Below are 17,920 nucleotides of genomic sequence, written 5' to 3'. Positions count from 1 at the left end.
GCGCTTCGCTGCTGTGTCGATCTACCGCTTCGCGGCGGTTATCTGGCCCTGGACCGTTTCCAACAGCTCGGCCCACGACTTGTCGAACTTCTCCACGCCCTCGACCTCGAGGGTGCGGTAGACATCGTCGATGTCGATCCCGACCGCGGACAGGCGGTCGTAGACGGACTGGGCAGCGTCGGCGGTGCCCGTCACCGTGTCACCGGTGATCTTGCCGTGTTCGGCCACCGCGTGCAGCGTCTTCTCGGGCATCGTGTTGACCGTGTCGGCCACCACCAGCTCGTCGACGTACAGGGTGGGGGAGTAGTCCGGGTTCTTCACCCCGGTGGACGCCCACAGTGGACGCTGCCGGTTGGCCCCGTCCGCCGCGAGGGCGTCCCAGCGCGGGCCCTGGAAGACCTCCAGGAACGCCGCGTAGGCGAGCCTGGCGTTGGCGACGGCCGCCTGGCCGCGCAGCGCCTTGGCCTCGTCGGTGCCGATCGCGTCCAGCCGCTTGTCCACTTCGGAGTCCACACGGGACACGAAGAAGGACGCGACCGAGTGGATCGAGCGCAGGTCGTGCCCGTTGGCCTTCGCCTGCTCCAGGCCCGCGAGGTAGGCGTCCATGACCGCCCGGTACCGCTCGACGGAGAAGATCAGCGTCACGTTCACGCTGACCCCCTCGGCGAGGGTGCTGGTGATCGCGGGCAGGCCCTCCTCGGTCGCCGGGATCTTCACCAGCAGGTTCGGCCGGTCCACGGTCTTCCACAGGTCCAGCGCCTCGGCCGTGGTGGCGTCGGTGTCGCGGGCCAGGCCCGGGTCGACCTCGATGGACACCCGGCCGTCGACGCCGTGGCTGCGCTCGTGCACGTCGCGGAACAGGTCGCAGGCGTTGCGCACGTCGGTCGTGGTCAGCTCGCGCACGACCTCCGACAGCGACGCCCCGCGCGCGGCCAGCTCGCGGACCTGCGCGTCGTAGGCCTGGCCGTCGGCGAGGGCACCGGCGAAGATCGTCGGGTTGGTGGTGACGCCCACCACCTGCTTGTCGCGGATCAGCTCGGCGAGGTTGCCCGAGGTCAGCCGTTCGCGGGACAGGTCGTCCAGCCAGACGGAAACCCCGGCGTCGGAGAGCTGCTTGAGGGGATCGGTCACTTGTCGCCTCCAGCCTTGGTGATGGAGCGCTTGGCCGCCGCGACGACGGCCTCGGTGGTGATGCCGAACTCGCGGTACAGGGTCTGGTAGTCCGCCGAGGCGCCGAAGTGCTCGATGGACACGATCTCGCCCGCGTCGCCGGTGAACCGGTGCCACGGCTGGGCGATCCCGGCCTCGACGACCACGCGCGCCTTGACCGACGGCGGGAGCACCGAGTCGCGGTAGGACTGGTCCTGCGCGTCGAACAACTCGATCGAGGGAACCGAGACGACCCGGGCGGCGACGCCCGCCTCGGCCAGCACCGTGCGCGCCTCGACCGCGATCTGCAACTCGGAGCCGGTGCCGATGAGCACGATGTCCGGGGTGCCCTCGGTGTCGTGCAGCACGTACGCGCCCTTGGCGACACCCTCGCGGGCCTTCTCCTTGGTGCCTTCCAGCACCGGGAGGTTCTGCCTCGTCAGCGCCAAGCCGACCGGGGCCTGGGACTGCGACAGCGTGGTGCGCCAGGCCGCGGCGGTCTCGTTCGCGTCACCGGGGCGCAGCACGATCAGGCCCGGGATCGCGCGCAGCGCGGCCAGGTGCTCCACCGGCTGGTGGGTCGGACCGTCCTCGCCGAGACCGATCGAGTCGTGCGTCCACACGTAGGTGACGGGCAGCTTGCTCAGCGCGGCCAACCGGACCGCGGGTCGCATGTAGTCGCTGAAGACCAGGAACGTGCCGCCGTAGGGCCGGGTCGGGCCGTGCAGCACGATGCCGTTGAGGATCGAGCCCATCGCGTGCTCGCGGACCCCGAAGTGCAGCGTCCGCCCGTACGGGGTGGTGTTCCAGTGCGCGGTCTTCGCCGACGGCGGGCCGAACGAGTCCGCGCCCTTGATGGTGGTGTTGTTGCTCTCGGCCAGGTCGGCCGACCCGCCCCACAGCTCCGGCAGCAGCCCGCCGATCGCGTTGAGCACGTCACCGGAGGCCTTGCGGGTGGCCACGCCCTTCGGGTCCGGCTCCCAGGTGGGCAGCGCGTCGTCGAAGCCCTCGGGCAGCCGGTAGGCCTGCGCCCGCTCCAGCAGCGCGTTGCGCTCCGGGTTGGCCGCCTTCCAGGCGTCGAACGCCTTCTGCCACTCGCCGTGCGCCGCCTCGCCGCGCTTGACGACCTCGCGGGCGTGCGACAGCACCTCCGGCTCCACCGCGAAGTTCTGCTCCGGGTCGAAGCCCAGGATCTTCTTGACCGCGGCGACCTCGTCGACGCCCAGCGCGGCGCCGTGCGCCTTGCCGGTGTTCTGCAGCGTCGGCGCCGGGAAGCCGATCACCGTGCGCAGCAGGATGAACGACGGCCGCTCGGTCTCGGCCTTCGCGGCCTCCAGCGCCTCGAGGATCCCGGTGACGTTCTCGCCGCCCACGACGACCTGCACGTGCCAGCCGTAGGACTCGTACCGCTTGGCGGTGTCCTCCGACAGGGCGACGGCGGTGTCGTCCTCGATGGAGATCTTGTTGTCGTCGTAGACGACGGTGAGGTTGCCCAGCTCCTGGCGGCCGGCCAGCGACGAGGCCTCGGAGGTGACGCCCTCCTCGATGTCTCCGTCGGAGGCGATGACGTAGACGTGGTGGTCGAACACGCTCTCGCCAGGCGCGGCGTCCGGGTCGAACAGGCCGCGCTCGCGCCGCGCCGCCATCGCCATGCCCACCGCGGAGGCCAGGCCCTGGCCCAGCGGGCCGGTGGTGATTTCCACGCCCTTGGTGTGGTTGACCTCCGGGTGCCCCGGGGTCTTCGAACCCCAGGTGCGCAGCGCCTTGATGTCCTCGATCTCCAGGCCGTAGCCGGAGAAGAACAGCTGCAGGTACTGGGTGAGGCTGGAGTGCCCGGCGGAGAGCACGAACCGGTCGCGGCCGATCCAGTGCGGGTCGGTCGGGTCGTGCCGCATGACGCGCTGGTAGAGCGCGTACGCGACCGGGGCGAGGCTCATGGCCGTGCCCGGGTGGCCGTTGCCGACGTTCTGCACCGCGTCCGCGGCCAGCACCCGGAGCGTGTCGACGGCGCGGCGGTCCAGGTCGGACCAGTCCTCCGGCAGCGTCGCTCGGGTGAGTTCGGTCAGGTCGGCGGGTAGTTCACTGCTGACGGACACGGGCTTAGGCTCCCACTTCCACGTCTGGCGGAGTCGACGCGAACGCCCCGCCCACCTCCGGGCTGGATCGATCCCGGAAACCGGCTGCGTCGCGGATCCGCGTGTCATCCCTGGTCCGGTGACCAGCCTAGTCGGCGGTGCGCCTGCGTGTGATCTCCGACCGTCTCCCGTCGACACCCGGCCACCCGATACGGGTACCCCGATACCGCGCGGTTAACATTTCCCTCGGTGCCGCGGCCGTCCCCGCGGTGGTGGACGAGCGGCAGCGGCGACCGCGGTGACCCGGGTAACACCAGGTCCGGGCGAGTACCGCGGACCAAGAGGAGCGAGATGTCGTCGGTGACCCCCGTGCCCGCCGACGCCGTTCCCGCAGGTGTACCCGCCACACCGCCCCGCCGCGACACCCGCGCCCTGGTGCGCGCGTACGTGGCGCTGACCAAGCCGCGCATCATCGAGCTGCTGCTGGTCACGACCGTGCCCGCGATGCTGCTGGCCGCGCGCGGCATCCCGTCGCCGTGGCTGGTGCTCAACACCCTCATCGGCGGCACCATGGCCGCGGGCAGCGCCAACGCGCTCAACTGCGTGGTCGACGCCGACATCGACGCGGTGATGAAGCGCACGTCGGCCCGCCCGCTGGCCAAGCACGCGGTGCCCACCCGCAACGCCCTGGTGTTCGGCCTGGTGCTCGGGGTGCTGTCCTTCGGTTGGCTCTACGCCACCACGAACCTGCTCGCCGCGGCCATGGCCGTCGGCGCGATCCTGTTCTACGTGCTGGTCTACACGATGCTCCTCAAGCGACGGACGTCGCAGAACATCGTGTGGGGCGGCGCGGCGGGCTGCATGCCGGTGGTCATCGGCTGGTCCGCGGTCACCGGCGACGTCGGCTGGCAGGCGCTGGTCATGTTCGGTGTGATCTTCTTCTGGACCCCGCCGCACTTCTGGGCACTGGCCATGAAGTTCCGCGACGACTACGCCAAGGCTGGCGTGCCGATGCTGCCGGTGGTGGCCACCGCCCAGCACGTCGCCAAGCAGATCGTCGTCTACTCCTGGGTCATGGTGGCCTGGACCGCCCTGCTGATCCCGGCCACCGGCTGGGTCTACACCGCGTTCGCCCTCCTGGCGGGCGGGTGGTTCCTGGTGTTCGCCCACCGGCTCTACGCCGCGGTGCGCCGCGACCAGCCTGCGAACCCGATGAAGCTGTTCCACATGTCCAACACGTACCTGACGGCCGTGTTCGTGGCGCTCGCGGTCGACTCGGCGCTGTCGCTGCCGGTCACCGGCTGGCCGTTCTGACGCTGTGACGTTCTGACGTGCTGACCAAGATCGAACCGGTCTGAGCAGCCCCCGATACACAGCATACCGAGCAGGGCGGACATTTCGGTCGCGGTGACCGGGGGCCTGTGGACAACGTGGACCCGGTCAGGCGACAGCGGTGAGTAGCCGTTCCACGGTGGGGTCGTCGAGGGACTCCTTGATGCACTGCCACAGTTCCAGGTTCGCCGTCGCCCAGCGGGAGTAGGCGGCGGCCGCGGCGGGGGAGTAGAAGTAGAAGCCCTCGGCGTGCGGGTCGCGCTGCTCGCCGACGATCTTGTCGGCCAGTTCGCGCAGGCTCACCCCGTTCTCCGCCAGGTACTTGTGCGCCAGCACCACCGGGGTCACCGGCAGCGCCTTGAACAGGGTGTCCGCGTCGCTGAGCGCCTGCGCCTCGCGGGAGATGTGGCGGTGGCGGGTGCGCATCTCGGCCTCGTCGACGATCGCGTCGATCCACTCGGCCACCGGGTCCGGCACGCCCGCGTCGGCCAGGATCGCCATCCGCAGGCCGCTGCCCACCGCCGCCGTGGAGTTGCGCCGCACCAGGTAGTTGACGTCGTGCACCAGCGCGGCGGTCTCCACCACGGCCACGTCGGAGCCGTTGCCGCCCGCGAACTCCACCGCCTTGTCGCGCACGAAGCTGACGTGGTGCCAGCCGTGGAACTGCAACCGCTTCGCGTGCCGCTCGCACAGGGTGCGCACCCGGTGCTCGACGTAGGTGACCGAGGAGCGCTCGACGGTGCCCGCGAGCGCGGGCGCGGACGTGATGGGCGTGGACATGGCGACCTTCCCCTTCCGTTGGACAAACGGGTGGGGTGATGCTAGTGGCCCTCGCCGGGCGGCACCGCCGCCTTCGTCACAGTCGCCTACGTCACCGTCATCTTGATCACAGCCGCCCCGGTCACAGCCGCCTGGTGAGCTCCTCCAGCCGGGACTCGACCGGGACGTGCCGGTGCCCGATCCCCGTCGACGGGTCCCACGACAGGCTCCACCTGCGCACCGGCCGCGACTTGACCAGGAACGTCATCGTGCCGTCCTCGGCGCGCGGGATGCGGTGGAAGTCCTCGGCGGTGAGGAACCCGGAGTCGCCTGCCAGGCACTCGGTGCGCCTGGTCAGCCGCACCCCGGTGATCAACCCCGTGGTCCGGTCCAGGTCGGTGGCGTAGCGCTCGTGCCGGTAGCCGCCGCGCAGGATCACCGTGCAGAAGTGGTACCGGTGGTTGTGCACCGAATCGGCGTACCCCGGCCGCCACTCGTGCCGGGGTTTGTACTCGTGCAGCCAGAAGGTGAACGGCTCGGCCGGGCGGTCGCGCAGGCACCAGGCGAAGTGCGTGGTGGTCTCGCGGGAACGGGCCGCCAACGCCTCCGCCCGCCGCGGGTCGAGGTCGGCGAAGTGGCGGCGCAGCACGGCGCGCAGCACCGCACCGTCCACCCAGGACGAGACGCCGTCGTACACCTCGGACCAGTGCGCGGCGGGGTAGGGGAGGTCGGGACGGGGGACGGGGTCGATCTCGCGCATGCGCTGTGCCAGCTGGGACAGCGCGGGCACCGGGGAGGACACGGCATCAGCTCTCAAGCTCGGCTTTGGTGGAGAACTCGTGGCGGAACTGGTGGAACTTCGCCTCCAGGTCGAGGAACTCGGCCTCGGACAGGGAGGAGCCGGTGATCGCGGCGAAGTGCGCGCAGAACTCGGCGCGGCCGGTGTCGGGGGTGAGCACGAACCGGTGCGCCTCGCGCGCGGCGTGCACCCTGGCGAACTCCGCGCGCTGCATGTCGTAGATGAACGAGCCCTCGGAGAAGCGCAGCGTGCGCGGGTACAGCGACGGCGCGCCCGCGACCGCGCTGTAGAGCGTGATCCACACGCAGTCGTCGAACAGCTCGACCCGGTCAAGCGGCGGGTCGGCGATCACGGTGACGTCGATGCCCGCGCAGCGCCCGCGCGCCAGGTACAGCCCGACCAGGCCGATCCGGATCTCCTCGTGCAGGGTCCGCTGGATCTGCTCGAAGTCGGCGCTGGCGCCCTGGTGCCTGGCCAGGTGCCTGGCGCGGCCGCTGATCGCGCCGCGCTCGCGCGGGTCGGCCAGCACCGCGCGCACCTCCCACTGCGCGGGCGAGAGCAGCATCCTGGCCGCGGCGTAGCGGCCGGAGAAGCCGCGGAACCACAGCTGCCTGGTCTGCCGCAGGTCGGTCATGATCAGCGCGTTGAACGCCGGGTCCGGTTCGGTGCTGGCCTCGAACACGTGCGTGGGGAAGAACTCCTGGTTGAGCGAGCGGTACTCCGCCGACAGCTCGCGCAGCGCCTTGCGGCTCTCCTCGATCACCGGGGTGACCATGGCGCGCTGGGCGGCGCTCGCGGTGATCAGGGTCTGGCCGAAGCCGACCACCGAGGAGACCAGGGTCCCGGTGCCCAGCGCGGTGAGCAGGTTCTTGCCGAGGCCGGGGTCGAGCTCGCTGGACACCCACATCGAGAGCCCGGACACGACGAGCATGACGAACAGCAGCAGGCCGGTGCGGGTCCAGAACAGGTCCTGGATGGGGTGGGAGCGGAGGCCTTTGGCGTCCGCGGGCAAGGCGGTCACCTCCTCGACCGACGCCCGGCTGGACCGCTTGCGGTATCCGAACGGGCGCTCACAGTCACTTTACGCCGACCACCTGGGGCGTGGGTTGCGAATATCGGGTGAGCGCCGCGGTGGGTGCCTTTCCGCCACCGGTGGCGGGGCACCTGGTGCCCCGGTCCGCCGCGCCACCTAGGCTGCCGCCATGCGCAACGTCGGCAAGTTCATGATCGCGGTAGCCGTGGGGGTCAGCCTCACCGCCTGCGCCAACTCCGAGCAGGCCTCGACCCAGCCCCCCGGTGACGCGACGGTGAGCGCCAAGGCGCGCCCCACCTCCAGCAGCGCCGCGGCGCCCACCACGGTCGCGCCGTCGGCGACCAAGCAGCAGGGCGGCGGCGCCGAGTGCTCGGTCGACGACGTGCTGGTCGAGGGCGCGGCGGGCAGCAAGCCGAAGATCACCATCCCGCCCGCGTGCGGCGCGCCGACCGGCCTGCAGAGCAAGGACCTCATCGAGGGCACCGGCCCCGAGGTCAAGCCGGGCGTCACCATGGACACCCACTACGTGCTGGTGACCTGGTCCGACCGCCAGGAGAAGGACTCCTCCTGGGACAGCGGCCAGCCGTTTCCGCTGGAGAACGTGGGCCAGGCCCAGGTGATCGCGGGCTGGAACGAGGGCCTGACCGGGATGAAGCAGGGCGGCCGCAGGCTGCTGGTCGTGCCGCCGGACAAGGGCTACGGCGCGCGGGGCAACACCAGCATCGCGCCCAACGAGACCCTGGTGTTCGTCATCGACGCGGTGAAGGTCTCCTGACCACTGTCTCTTGATTGCCCAGGGGCGCGCCCGATTCCGGGCGCGCCCCTCTCACGTCTCAGCCCACCTTGCTCGGCCACCAGATCTTGCGTCCTATGTCGACGGTCAGCGCGGGCACCAGCAGCGACCGCACCAGCAGCGTGTCGAGCAGCACGCCGAAGGCCACCAGGAACGCGATCTGCGCCAGGAACAGGATCGGCAGCACCGCCAGCGCGGCGAAGGTGGCCGCCAGCACCACACCGGCCGAGGTGATCACACCTCCGGTGACGGTGAGCCCGCGCAGCGCGCCGTCGCGGGTGCCGTGCACGAGCGCCTCTTCGCGGACCCGGGTCATCAGGAAGATGTTGTAGTCGATGCCCAGCGCCACCAGGAACACGAACGCGAACAGCGGCACGCTCGGGTCCGCCCCGGGGAAGTCGAACACGTGGTTGAACACCAGCGCGCTCACCCCCAGCGTGGCGGCGAACGAGAGCACGACGGTGCCGATCAGCAGCAGCGGGGCCAGCAGCGCGCGCAGCAGCAGCGCCAGGATGGCGAAGATCACCGCGAGCACCACCGGGATGATGATCTTGCGGTCGTGCAGCGAACTGGTGCGCACGTCGAGTTGGCTGGCGCTGGGCCCGCCGACCAGGGTGCCGCCGACGTCGCGGGTCCGCTCGCGCAGCCGCTGCACGGTGTCGAGCGCGTTGGGGCTGTCGGCCGCGTCCTTGAGCAGCGCGGAGAGCTCGACGCGGCCATCGACGATCTTCGCGGTGCGCGGTCCGGCGTCGGCGACGCCCTCGGTGTCCTTGGCGATCCGCACGACCTCCTCGGCCGAGCCCGCCGCCGTGATCAGGATGGCGGGGGAGCCGGTGCCCGCGGGGAAGTGGCGGGCCAACACCTGCTGCCCGGTGACCGAATCGACCTCGGTGAGGAACAGCTCGCTCTGCGCCACGCCGTCGGAGCGCAACTGCGGGAGGAACCCGACACCGATCGCCAACAGCAGCGTGCTCAACAGCCAGACCGCGCGCGGCCTGCGACCGACCAGCCCGGCGACCTTCGGCCATACCCCGCGCGTGGGCCGCTCCTCCTCGGCGGACCCGTACTTCGGTCGCGACGGCCAGAAAGCGGTCCGTCCCAACAACACCAGCACCGCGGGCAGGAAGGTCAGCGAGGCGGCCAGCGACGCGGCGATGCCGATCGCGGCCACCGGGCCCAGGCTGGAGTTGGACCGCAGGTCGGAGATCAGCAGGCAGAGCAGACCGGCGATCACGGTGCCCGCTGACGCCGCGATGGGTCCCGCCGCCGCCCGCAGGGCCGCCTTTGTGGCCGCGACCTTGGACTCGTGGCGGCGCAACTCCTCGCGCAGGCGGGCGATCAGCAGCAGCGCGTAGTCGGTGGCGGCGCCGAAGACGAGGATGAACAGGATGCCCTGGCTCTGCCCGTTGAGGGTCAGCACCTCGGCCTTGGCCAGCGCGTACACGACCGCCACCGCCAGGCACAACGCGAGCCCGGCGGTCAGCAGGACCACGAACGGCAGCAGGGGACTGCGGTAGACCACCACCAGGATCAGCGCGACTACCGCCGCGGTCACCCCCAGCAGCAGGCCGTCGATCCCGCCGAAGGCCGCGGTGAAATCGGCGATCAGCCCGCCGGGCCCGGTCACGTGCGCCGCCAGCCCCTCGGGCAACCCGGCGAGCTTCTCCCGGATGTCGGCGACCACCTCGCGCGGCTTCTCGCCCCCGGTCGGCAGCAGCGCGACCGACTGGGCGGCGTCCTTGTCCTGTGTGGACAGCTTCAGCGGGGTTACCGGCCCGACGCCGGGCACCCCGGCCACCTCGGCGAGCGCCGCGGTGATCGCCCGCTGGTCCTCCCCGGTCAGCCCGCCGGGCCGTTCGAAGACCAGCACCGCGGGCAGCGAGCTCTGCTCGGCGAAGCCCTTCTGCAGCTCGGCCACCCTGGTCGACTCGGCGGACTCGGGCAGGAACGCGGCGTTGTCGTTGCGCTGGACGGTGCTGAGCTGGCCCTGCAGGGGTCCGCCGATCCCACCGACCACCAACCAGGCGACGATGAGCAGTGCGGGCAGGATCCAGCGCGCCGCTGCGGCGCGGGTACGGTTGTCTGTCATCGCGTCCCTAGTGCGGGTACCGGCGTGGGGTCGCGACACATAATTGTTCAGCACGCTGAACAACGCAACTCGGGCGGAGGAGGGTGGACATGCCGGACCCGGTGGCCTCCTGGCCGACCGGCCGCCTGCTGTCGGTCGCGGCGCGGTTGGTGGAGCACTCCTGGCAGGAGTTCCTGGCCACCCGCGGCCTCACCCACGCGGGCCTCATCGCCCTGCACCTCCTGCTCGACGGCCCCCGCACCCAACGAGCCCTGGCCCACGGCGCCAAGGTCACCGACCAAACGATGAGCCGAACAGTGGAGCGGCTGCACCGAGCGGGCTTCGTGGAGCGGGGGACGGACCCCTCGGATCGGCGCCGGATGCTGGTGACGCTGACGGACGCGGGGCGGGTGGTGCACGCGGACGCGCTGCGGGCGGAGCGGGAGGCACCGGAGGTACTGGGGGCCGTGCGGGATTATGAGGCGTTTCGGCTGCAGTTGGTGGAATTGGTGACGACGCTGGGGATCGATCGGGCGGTGCGGCCGGAGCGGTGACCGCGTTGTCCACAACACGGGTGGCTGTCCACAGGCTTTCTTGCGGCGCCTGTTTTGTCGGTGTGCCTCGGTAGGGTGGATATCGGGGGCTTTCGGGTTAGATGATCTTCGGCTCGCCTTCGGCATTGCATCGGATCATCGGCTCGCCTGCGGCATCGCGCGCCGATCCGCGATTTGAGTGCAGGCTCGATGTGGTGGACCTGTTTTGCGTGGGGCCCCTACGACAGCCGTGGCAGGACCGCAAAGCAGGGGCCGAAAAGCATGGCCCTGCAGCGAGGCGACGCTACGGCTGCCGTCCCCCCACACAAAACAGGTCCACCCCATCGAGCAGTTGGCACCAGCGACTTCCGGGAGCGGTGGTGGGGCTGGCGGGGCTGACTCGGTGGGTGGGTTTGGGTGGGCCGACTCGGTGGGTTGGGGTGGTACCGGCGGCTTCCGAGTGTCCAGTGGTCGGGCTGGCGGGGCTGACTCGGTGGGTGGGTTTGGTGGGGTTGGCTCGGTGGGTTGGGGTGGCACCAGCGGATTTCGAGTGTCCAGTGGTCGGGCTGGCGGGGCTGACTCGGTGGGTGGGTTTGGTGGGGTTGGCTCGGTGGGCTGCTTTGGCACCAGCGGATTCCGAGTGTCCAGTGGTCGGACTGGCGGGGTGGGCTCGGTGGGCCGGGTTGAGCGGGCTGGCTCGGGGGGCTGGGTTGGTACCGGCGGCTTCCGAGTGTCCAGCGGTCGGCAGTGCTGTTGGAGTCCAGGGGGGTGCCCGGAAGCTAGGGGAGTAGGAGGAGTTTGCCGGTGGTCTTTCGGCTTTCCAGGTCCTCGTGGGCGCGGCGGGCATCGGCCAAGGCGTAGCGGCCGGTGATATTCACGTGGAGTTCGCCACGGGCGACGGCGCCCAGTACCTCGTCCACTCGCCAGCGGTTTTCCTCTGGGGTCGCCAGGTGGTGGGCCAAGGAGGGGCGGGCCAGGAAGACGGAGCCCGCCGCGTTGAGGCGTTGGGGGTCGACAGGGGGGACTGGGCCGCTCGCGGCTCCAAAGAGGGCCAGGACGCCTCGGGGGCGGAGGGTGGCGAGGCTGCCGTCGAAGGTTGTGGCGCCTACGCCGTCGTAGACGGCTGCTACGCCTTCGCCGTTGGTGAGGGTGCGGGTTCGGGTGACGAAGTCCTCTTCGGTGTAGCGGATGACCTCGTCGGCGCCCGCTTCCCTGGCCAGGCGCTCTTTGTCCGGAGTGGACACTGTGCCGATCACCGTGGCGCCGCGGGCCTTCGCCAGCTGGACCAGCAGCAGACCCACCCCACCGGCGGCGGCGTGGACCAGGACCGTGTCGCCTTCGACGACCGGGTAGGTGGAGGTCACCAGGTAGTGGGCGGTGAGGCCCTGCAGGAGGGTCGCCCCCGCGGTGTCGTCGGGGACCTCGTCGGGGACGCGGACCGCCCAGGCCGCCGGGACCACGGCCTGCTCGGCGTAGCTGCCGATCGACTGCGCCCACGCGACCCGGTCACCCACGGCGAGCTCGGTGACATCCGCGCCCACCGCCTCGACCGTGCCCGCGCCCTCCATGCCGGGGGTGAACGGCGTCGGCACCTTGTAGATGCCCGCGCGCTGGTAGGTGTCGATGAAGTTGACGCCCGCCGCCGCCACCCGGACCAGGACCTCGCCCGCGCCGGGGGAGCGGGCGGGCACCTCGGTGGGGACGAGCACCTCGGGTCCACCGTTCACCGAGACCACGATCGCCTGGGGCACTGGCGTTCTCCTTCCGCGTCGACGCACCCGTTCCTACCACCCGCGACCACGGCGGGCGCACCGCCTCCCGGCATCCGGGAGTGCGCCCGCTCACGCTCGCCGGGTCCGCGACCCCGCTAGCACCTAGGCTGCTGACCCATGGCGAACACAGCTGACGAGAACCCGCAGGTCCCAGCCGCCGCGCTGCGCTCGGCCGCCTCCTTCGTCGCCGCCCACGGACAGCCGTCGAGGGCTGTGGTGGAGCCCATCGGCCGTGCGGGTGCGCGAGTGGTCCTCGTCGGTGCGGACGGTGCGATGGGGGACGTGGTCGTGTCCAGCACTTCGGTCGGTGAGGCGCTCGTGGACCAGGTCGAGGGCCTGGAACTCAGCGAATGGGACCGCGACACCGTCACAGCCACCCGCATCGGCCCCGAGCACCGAGCCAAGATGGCGGCCCGTACCCGAGGTTAGGCCTGGTTAGGCCGACACCCGCTGCGGGGCTTCGGCAGGCGATCGGTCCCGAGTGCCGCACCACAGCGCCGACGTCGCCGCGATCACTGTTGTTGCGCCGAGTACGTGCAGCGACACCAGCAGCTCCGGTACCCCGGTCCAGAACTGCACGAACCCGAGTGCCCCCTGCGCCACCACCACCGCGACCAGCACCCAGTACCGCCGCCACAGCGGTCGGTCCGCAGCGCCGGTGCGCAGCAGTACGCCTGCCGCCAGGACCATTCCCAGGTACACGAACAAGAACGCCGCGTGCACGTGTGCCAGCGTCTCCACCGGGAGGTCCAGGCGCGGCGTCTCCGGGTCGCCCGCGTGCGGGCCCGCGCCGGTCACCATCGTCCCGGCGATCAACAGGCCCACCAGCACGACGACCGATCCGGTCAGCAGGCCCGGCAGCGCCGCGGGCACCCGGCTCGCGCGCTTGGGTTCGGGATCCACCGCATCGACGAGCAGGACCGACAGCCACACCATCACCGCCGACGCCATGAAGTGCACCGCGACGGTCCACCACAGCAGGTCGAGTCGGACCGTGATGCCGCCGAGGACGGCCTGGACGACGACGCCCGCGGGCATCGCGAACGCCAGCCGCACGTAGTGCCTGCGCCTGGGCCGGGCCAGGTAGGCCAAGGCGAACGCGGCGAACGCGGCGATCCCCACGACGCCGGTCAGCAGGCGGTTGCCGAACTCGATCCACTGGTTGAGCGCCGCGAACTCCGGGTGCGACACCGGCACCAGGCTCCCCGGCTGGCACTGCGGCCACGTCGAACAGCCCAGCCCGGACCCGGTCACCCGCACCACCGACCCGGTGACCGCGATCAGCGCCTGCGTCACCACGACGGCGATCGCGACCGCTCGCTGCAGGCGCACGCTCGGGGTCGGCAGGGCATCGATGCGGGCTTTCAGCGTCTCCAGCGGCACCCGCCGATGGTAGGCCCGCGTCACTGAGGGTCGTGACCAGGCCCGGGGCTAGTGGTGCGACCCAGAACCTTGACCATGTCTCGGCCCGCCCACGACGCGCCTGGCGGCGTTGCCGAAACGACCGAGTACGCCCAGTACGAGGCCGTTCCGGCGCCTTGCCAGCCACGCCGTGGACGGGCCGATACACGGCCAACATTCTGAGTCGCACCACTAGCGTGCGCGGGCTCTCACCGAGGGGCGATCGCGGAAAGTGTGGGCATGCTCGCGAAAGGACCCCACGCAGTGATCACGGCGAACTACACTCCGTCGCGGAAGGTGGACTCCCCCACCGCCTTCCAGGCTGCCGTCGGACCGGTTCATCCCCCACGACCGTCCGGCGGCAGCCGCCGAGCCCTGGTCAGACCAGCTTCGTGGTCCGGGTGGCGGCCAGGCCCGCGACCGCGCCCCAGCCGAGCAGGGTGACCACAGTGGACACCGCGGGCGCCGTCCCGCGCACCAGCGCGTCGGTGAGGCCCTCGGTCAGCGCCGCGGAAGGCAGCAGCCGCACCACATCGGCCATCCCGGCGGGCAGCGAGTCGACGGTGAGCACGATGCCGCCCGCCAGCAGCAGCACCAGCCAGATGATGTTCGCCAGCGCCAGCACGACCTCGGCCTTGAGCGACCCGCCCAGCAGCACGCCGAGCGCGCCGAAGGTGAGCGTGCCCAGCACCACCAGAACGACCGTCCACACCAGAGCGCCCGCGGACGGCGACCACCCCAGCAACGCCCCGGTCACCCCGAGCACCACCAGCTGCAGCGCCACCACCGCCAGGCAGCCCAAGACCCGCCCGGCCACCAGCAACCACCGCGGCAACGCCGTCGCCGCCAGCCGCTTGAGCACCCCGTAGCGACGGTCGAACCCGAGCGCGATCGCCTGCCCGGTGAACGCCGTCGACATGACCGCCAGCGCGAACACCCGCGGCACGAGCGAATCCACCCGCGGTTGCGGCAGATCGATCACCGTCACGTAGGTGAGGCCGACCAGCAGGGCCAACGGGATCAACAGGGTGAGCAGCACCTGCTCGCCGTTGCGCAGCGTCAGCACCGCCTCGGTGCGCGCGTGGGTCAGCAGCATCCGCACCGGGGCGCCCGCACCGGGCGCCGGGGTGAACGTGCCGGGGGCGAACCGACCGCTCATGAGCGCAACTCCCGTCCGGTCAGGTCGAGGAAGACGTCTTCGAGGCTGCGCCGACCCACCCGCAGCTCCTCGGCGAGCACGCCCTGCTGCGCGCACCACGCCGTCACCGCCGACACCACCTGCGGGTCGACCGTCCCGGTCACCAGGTAACCACCGGGGGAGGGCTCCGACACGTCGCAGCCCTCGGGCAGCGCCGCGACCAGCAGACCGGTGTCCATCCCCGACTTCGCCCGGAACCGCAGCGCCTGCGTGTCGGGCCGCTCCTCGGTCAGCTCGGCCGGGGTGCCCTCGGCGACCACCCGGCCGCCGTCGACGATCACCACGTGGTCGGCCAGCGCCTCGGCCTCCTCCATCAGGTGCGTGGTCAGCAGCACCGCGACGCCGTCGGCGCGCAGCGCGGCCACCAGCTCCCACACCAGCCGCCGCGCCTGCGGGTCCATGCCCGCGGTCGGCTCGTCGAGGAAGACCAGCTCCGGGCGGCCGACCAGCGCGCAGGCCAGCGACAGCCGCTGCTGCTGGCCGCCGGAGAGCCGCTTGTACGGGGTCCGCGCGCACGAGCCGAGGCCGAGGGTGTCGATCAGCCACGCCGGGTCCAGCGGGTTCGCCGCGCACGCCGCCACCAGCCGCAGCATCTCCCCGGCGCGCACACCGGGGTAGGCGCCGCCGCCCTGGGGCATCACGCCGATCCGGGGGCGCAGTCGCGCGCCGTCGGTGCGCGGGTCCAGACCCAGCACCCGCACCGTCCCGGCGTCCGCGCGCCGGAAGCCCTCGCAGATCTCGACCGTGGTCGTCTTGCCCGCGCCGTTCGGTCCCAGCAGCGCCAGCACCGACCCCGGCGCCATCGCGAACCCGATGCCGTCGACGGCCGTGTTGGACCCGTATCTCTTGACCAGGTCGGACACCTCGACGGCGGGCGTGTTCACAACGACCAAGCCTAGGGCGTGGGCGGCGTCACGGCCCCGGCGGGCGTCCACTCGGTACGCGGGATGTGCTTGCGGACCAGGGTCACCGCGATCAGCGTCACGGTGATCGCGCCGATGTAGGCGTAGGGCAGCACGAACACCCGGCCGTCGAAGGTCGCCCCGGTGGGCCCGAGCGCGACCGCGAGCACCGCGCTGACCACCATCGCCGCGGTGCGGAACCGGGTGTTCCCGGCGCCCGCGGCCAGCGGGACCGCCGCCCACAGCAGGTACCACGGCTGCACCGTGGCGCCGAACACCAGCACCGCGCCGAGGCTGACACCCAGGCCGGTCAGCGGGCGCAGCTTCCAGCGGAAGCTGTCCAGCAGCAGCTTCGCCGCGATCAGCGGGCCGATCACCGCGCCGACGAGGCGACCGGCGGTGATCGCGGCGTCGATGTGGTTGCCGAGGCCGAGCACGATGCCCAGCCAGCCCGCGCCGAACCCGAGCGCGGTCATCGGCGCCATCCAGCTCTTGATCGTCGCCGCCGTGTTCAGCGTCGCCACCCAGCCGTAGCCCAGGCCGCTGCCCAGCGAGGTCGCGGTGAGCACCACGGCGAACACCACGCCGAGCCCGCCCGCGACGGCGAACAGGTTCTTCCACGAGCCGCCCATCCGGCGGGCGATCATCACCCCGAGGAAGCCCAGCGCCAGCGCCGCCGGGATCTTGACCGCCGCGCCGAGGGTGATCACCGCGGCGCCGACGGCGTACCAGAGCAGCTCCCCGCGCTGCCACGGCGGGAACGGCCCGTCCGGGGTGACCCTGGGCATCCCGCGCAGCGCCACCTCGAAGCCGACCAGCATCAGCCCGATCGCCAGCGCCTCGTTGTGCACCCCGACCACCAGGTGGAACAGCACCAGCGGGTTCGCCGCGCCCAGCCACAGCGCGCTGACCGGGCTCACCCCGAACCGGCGCGCCAGCCTCGGCAGCGCCCAGATGATCATCGCAAGGCCGAGCAGCGCCAGCGCCCGGTGCGCGGCCACCCCGGCCACCACGTGGTCGCCGGTGAGCCAGTTGATCGCCTTGCCCAGGGTCAGGAACAGCGGCCCGTACGGCGAGGGCGTCTCCCGCCACATCGTCGGCACGCCCTGGGTGAGCGGGTGGTTGACCCCCAGCGCCTGCGCCGGGCCGACGGTGTAGGGGTCCTGGCCCATCGCCACGATCTCGCTCTGCGCCAGGTAGCTGTAGACGTCGCGGCTGAAGCTGGGCACGGTGAACACCAGCGGCGCGATCCACATCACCAGCGTGCGGGCCATCTGCGGCACCGACACCGCCCGCGCCCGCCCCGGCCGCGACAGCCGCCCCAGCGCCAGCCAGGCCAGCACGATCATGAACACCCCGGTGAACGCGAACGCCAGCGCCACCGTGGTCATCCGGCTGAACAGCCCGAGCACGGGGATCCGGAACACCGGGTTGAACACCGGCGCCGCCCCGGCCCCCAGCGACCCGATGGTCAGCAGCAGCGACCCCACCGTCCCGAACCGGCGCACCACGTCCAACTGCCGCCGCTCGCGCTCGTCCAACGGCCCGGACCCAGCCCGCCCCGGCTCGTCCCCCGCCCGCGCCAACCGCGTCGTGTCTCCCGCCACCACGACCGGAAGGGTAGCGGCAGCCCGACCGACCGGAACCGGACCAGGCCCACCGACATGATCAACCCGCGCGGGGAGGGGGGTCGAGGGGGCCGGTCGGGGATCGGGGTCGGCGCGTTCGGCGGGCTGGTCGCCCATTGCGAGCTGGTGCTGATCGCGCGGGCGGACCAGCGGCCTCCGCGATGCGACTCGACGCGCTGGGGCGGCGGAACCCGCGACCCGCACAACGCCCGAAGCATGGGCCTCGTGGCCGACAGCGCGCGGTGAGTCGCCCACGCGACGATGCGCGAGGTGGCGCCGAAGCGATCACGGCCCGAGGGCCCGGCGAATGCAGCGCGACAGCGGCGCTCAGGGTGACGGGACTCGTGGCAGGCGGTTTGGCCGAGCGGTGGCGCTCGGGGCTCGGGCCCGCACCGCAAGGCTGCTTGACCACGCGACAGTGGCTCCGGATGGTGCTCGTAGTGGCGGAGCCCGTGGCAGGCGGTTGCATTCGGGTGGC

The 17,920-nt window shown here is 71.7% G+C and carries 15 protein-coding genes; 4 read left to right on the top strand and 11 right to left on the bottom strand.

Annotated elements, in window-relative coordinates; translation table 11 throughout:
- Nucleotides 1-21: 21 nt before the first annotated feature.
- Both tal and tkt read right to left on the bottom strand, forming a co-directional pair.
- Nucleotides 22-1,131, bottom strand: coding sequence for a transaldolase (tal, locus tag JOD54_RS27340; RefSeq protein WP_204454656.1), 1,110 nt, complete (start codon nucleotides 1,129-1,131; stop codon nucleotides 22-24).
- On the bottom strand, nucleotides 1,128-3,245 hold the full coding sequence (tkt, locus tag JOD54_RS27335; RefSeq protein ID WP_372440347.1) for a transketolase: 2,118 nt from the start codon (nucleotides 3,243-3,245) through the stop codon (nucleotides 1,128-1,130). Before tkt ends, tal begins: the two co-directional genes overlap by 4 nt.
- Before the next feature lie 330 nt (nucleotides 3,246-3,575).
- On the opposite strand from tkt, the gene JOD54_RS27330 reads away from it, so the two are divergent.
- Nucleotides 3,576-4,538 carry a heme o synthase gene (locus JOD54_RS27330; RefSeq protein ID WP_204454654.1) on the top strand — a complete coding sequence of 321 codons (963 nt, stop codon included), beginning with the start codon at nucleotides 3,576-3,578 and terminating at the stop codon, nucleotides 4,536-4,538.
- Between the two features lie 126 nt (nucleotides 4,539-4,664).
- Here the strand turns inward: JOD54_RS27330 and JOD54_RS27325 are convergent, their stop codons facing one another.
- The 3 genes from JOD54_RS27325 to JOD54_RS27315 form a co-directional block, all read right to left on the bottom strand.
- The gene (locus tag JOD54_RS27325; protein WP_204454652.1) at nucleotides 4,665-5,336 is read right to left on the bottom strand and encodes an HD domain-containing protein; all 672 of its coding nucleotides are present in this window, start codon (nucleotides 5,334-5,336) and stop codon (nucleotides 4,665-4,667) included.
- 121 nt (nucleotides 5,337-5,457) lie between these two features.
- Nucleotides 5,458-6,075 (bottom strand): hypothetical protein, encoded by a 618-nt coding sequence (locus tag JOD54_RS27320; RefSeq protein ID WP_204456682.1) that lies wholly within the window; start codon nucleotides 6,073-6,075, stop codon nucleotides 5,458-5,460.
- Between the two features lie 46 nt (nucleotides 6,076-6,121).
- Nucleotides 6,122-7,126 carry a hypothetical protein gene (locus JOD54_RS27315; RefSeq protein ID WP_204456680.1) on the bottom strand — a complete coding sequence of 335 codons (1,005 nt, stop codon included), beginning with the start codon at nucleotides 7,124-7,126 and terminating at the stop codon, nucleotides 6,122-6,124.
- 190 nt (nucleotides 7,127-7,316) lie between these two features.
- Here JOD54_RS27315 and JOD54_RS27310 point away from each other — a divergent pair, with 190 nt between their 5' ends.
- On the top strand, nucleotides 7,317-7,922 hold the full coding sequence (locus JOD54_RS27310; protein WP_204454650.1) for an FKBP-type peptidyl-prolyl cis-trans isomerase: 606 nt from the start codon (nucleotides 7,317-7,319) through the stop codon (nucleotides 7,920-7,922).
- Between the two features lie 58 nt (nucleotides 7,923-7,980).
- Here JOD54_RS27310 and JOD54_RS27305 read toward each other — a convergent pair whose 3' ends face one another.
- Nucleotides 7,981-10,029: an MMPL family transporter gene (locus JOD54_RS27305; protein ID WP_204454648.1), complete on the bottom strand. Its 2,049-nt coding sequence runs from the start codon at nucleotides 10,027-10,029 to the stop codon at nucleotides 7,981-7,983.
- Between the two features lie 89 nt (nucleotides 10,030-10,118).
- Here JOD54_RS27305 and JOD54_RS27300 point away from each other — a divergent pair, with 89 nt between their 5' ends.
- Nucleotides 10,119-10,562, top strand: coding sequence for a MarR family winged helix-turn-helix transcriptional regulator (locus JOD54_RS27300; RefSeq protein WP_204454646.1), 444 nt, complete (start codon nucleotides 10,119-10,121; stop codon nucleotides 10,560-10,562).
- A 758-nt stretch (nucleotides 10,563-11,320) separates the two neighbouring features.
- Here the strand turns inward: JOD54_RS27300 and JOD54_RS27295 are convergent.
- The gene (locus tag JOD54_RS27295; RefSeq protein WP_204454644.1) at nucleotides 11,321-12,292 is read right to left on the bottom strand and encodes a quinone oxidoreductase family protein; all 972 of its coding nucleotides are present in this window, start codon (nucleotides 12,290-12,292) and stop codon (nucleotides 11,321-11,323) included.
- Nucleotides 12,293-12,430: 138 nt separating this feature from the next.
- On the opposite strand from JOD54_RS27295, the gene JOD54_RS27290 reads away from it, so the two are divergent.
- On the top strand, nucleotides 12,431-12,742 hold the full coding sequence (locus JOD54_RS27290) for a hypothetical protein (RefSeq protein ID WP_204454641.1): 312 nt from the start codon (nucleotides 12,431-12,433) through the stop codon (nucleotides 12,740-12,742).
- A gap of 6 nt (nucleotides 12,743-12,748) precedes the next feature.
- Here JOD54_RS27290 and JOD54_RS27285 read toward each other — a convergent pair whose 3' ends face one another.
- The 4 genes from JOD54_RS27285 to mptB all read right to left on the bottom strand — a co-directional run bounded on the left by JOD54_RS27285 (nucleotide 12,749) and on the right by mptB (nucleotide 17,424).
- The gene (locus JOD54_RS27285) at nucleotides 12,749-13,696 is read right to left on the bottom strand and encodes a COX15/CtaA family protein (protein WP_204454639.1); all 948 of its coding nucleotides are present in this window, start codon (nucleotides 13,694-13,696) and stop codon (nucleotides 12,749-12,751) included.
- Between the two features lie 397 nt (nucleotides 13,697-14,093).
- Nucleotides 14,094-14,873: an ABC transporter permease gene (locus JOD54_RS27280; protein WP_204454637.1), complete on the bottom strand. Its 780-nt coding sequence runs from the start codon at nucleotides 14,871-14,873 to the stop codon at nucleotides 14,094-14,096.
- Complete coding sequence (locus JOD54_RS27275) at nucleotides 14,870-15,796, bottom strand: ABC transporter ATP-binding protein (RefSeq protein ID WP_204454635.1); 927 nt, start codon at nucleotides 15,794-15,796, stop codon at nucleotides 14,870-14,872. Before JOD54_RS27275 ends, JOD54_RS27280 begins: the two co-directional genes overlap by 4 nt.
- Before the next feature lie 11 nt (nucleotides 15,797-15,807).
- Complete coding sequence (gene mptB, locus JOD54_RS27270; RefSeq protein ID WP_307860327.1) at nucleotides 15,808-17,424, bottom strand: polyprenol phosphomannose-dependent alpha 1,6 mannosyltransferase MptB; 1,617 nt, start codon at nucleotides 17,422-17,424, stop codon at nucleotides 15,808-15,810.
- Nucleotides 17,425-17,920: the final 496 nt, after the last annotated feature.

The sequence above is a fragment of the Actinokineospora baliensis genome (genome assembly GCF_016907695.1).
Classification (GTDB): domain Bacteria; phylum Actinomycetota; class Actinomycetes; order Mycobacteriales; family Pseudonocardiaceae; genus Actinokineospora; species Actinokineospora baliensis.
The sequence above is the reverse complement of the archived record's forward strand: the minus strand, read 5'-3'. Positions and strand labels throughout refer to the sequence as shown.

Excerpts from the sequence above, each read along its gene's own strand:
- JOD54_RS27330 (WP_204454654.1), top strand. The coding sequence starts at position 3,576 with ATGTCGTCGGTGACCCCCGTGCCCGCCGACGCCGTTCCCGCAGGTGTA.
- JOD54_RS27325 (WP_204454652.1), bottom strand. The coding sequence starts at position 5,336 with ATGTCCACGCCCATCACGTCCGCGCCCGCGCTCGCGGGCACCGTCGAG.
- JOD54_RS27320 (WP_204456682.1), bottom strand. The coding sequence starts at position 6,075 with ATGCGCGAGATCGACCCCGTCCCCCGTCCCGACCTCCCCTACCCCGCC.
- JOD54_RS27310 (WP_204454650.1), top strand. The coding sequence starts at position 7,317 with ATGCGCAACGTCGGCAAGTTCATGATCGCGGTAGCCGTGGGGGTCAGC.
- JOD54_RS27305 (WP_204454648.1), bottom strand. The coding sequence starts at position 10,029 with ATGACAGACAACCGTACCCGCGCCGCAGCGGCGCGCTGGATCCTGCCC.
- JOD54_RS27300 (WP_204454646.1), top strand. The coding sequence starts at position 10,119 with ATGCCGGACCCGGTGGCCTCCTGGCCGACCGGCCGCCTGCTGTCGGTC.
- JOD54_RS27290 (WP_204454641.1), top strand. The coding sequence starts at position 12,431 with ATGGCGAACACAGCTGACGAGAACCCGCAGGTCCCAGCCGCCGCGCTG.
- JOD54_RS27280 (WP_204454637.1), bottom strand. The coding sequence starts at position 14,873 with ATGAGCGGTCGGTTCGCCCCCGGCACGTTCACCCCGGCGCCCGGTGCG.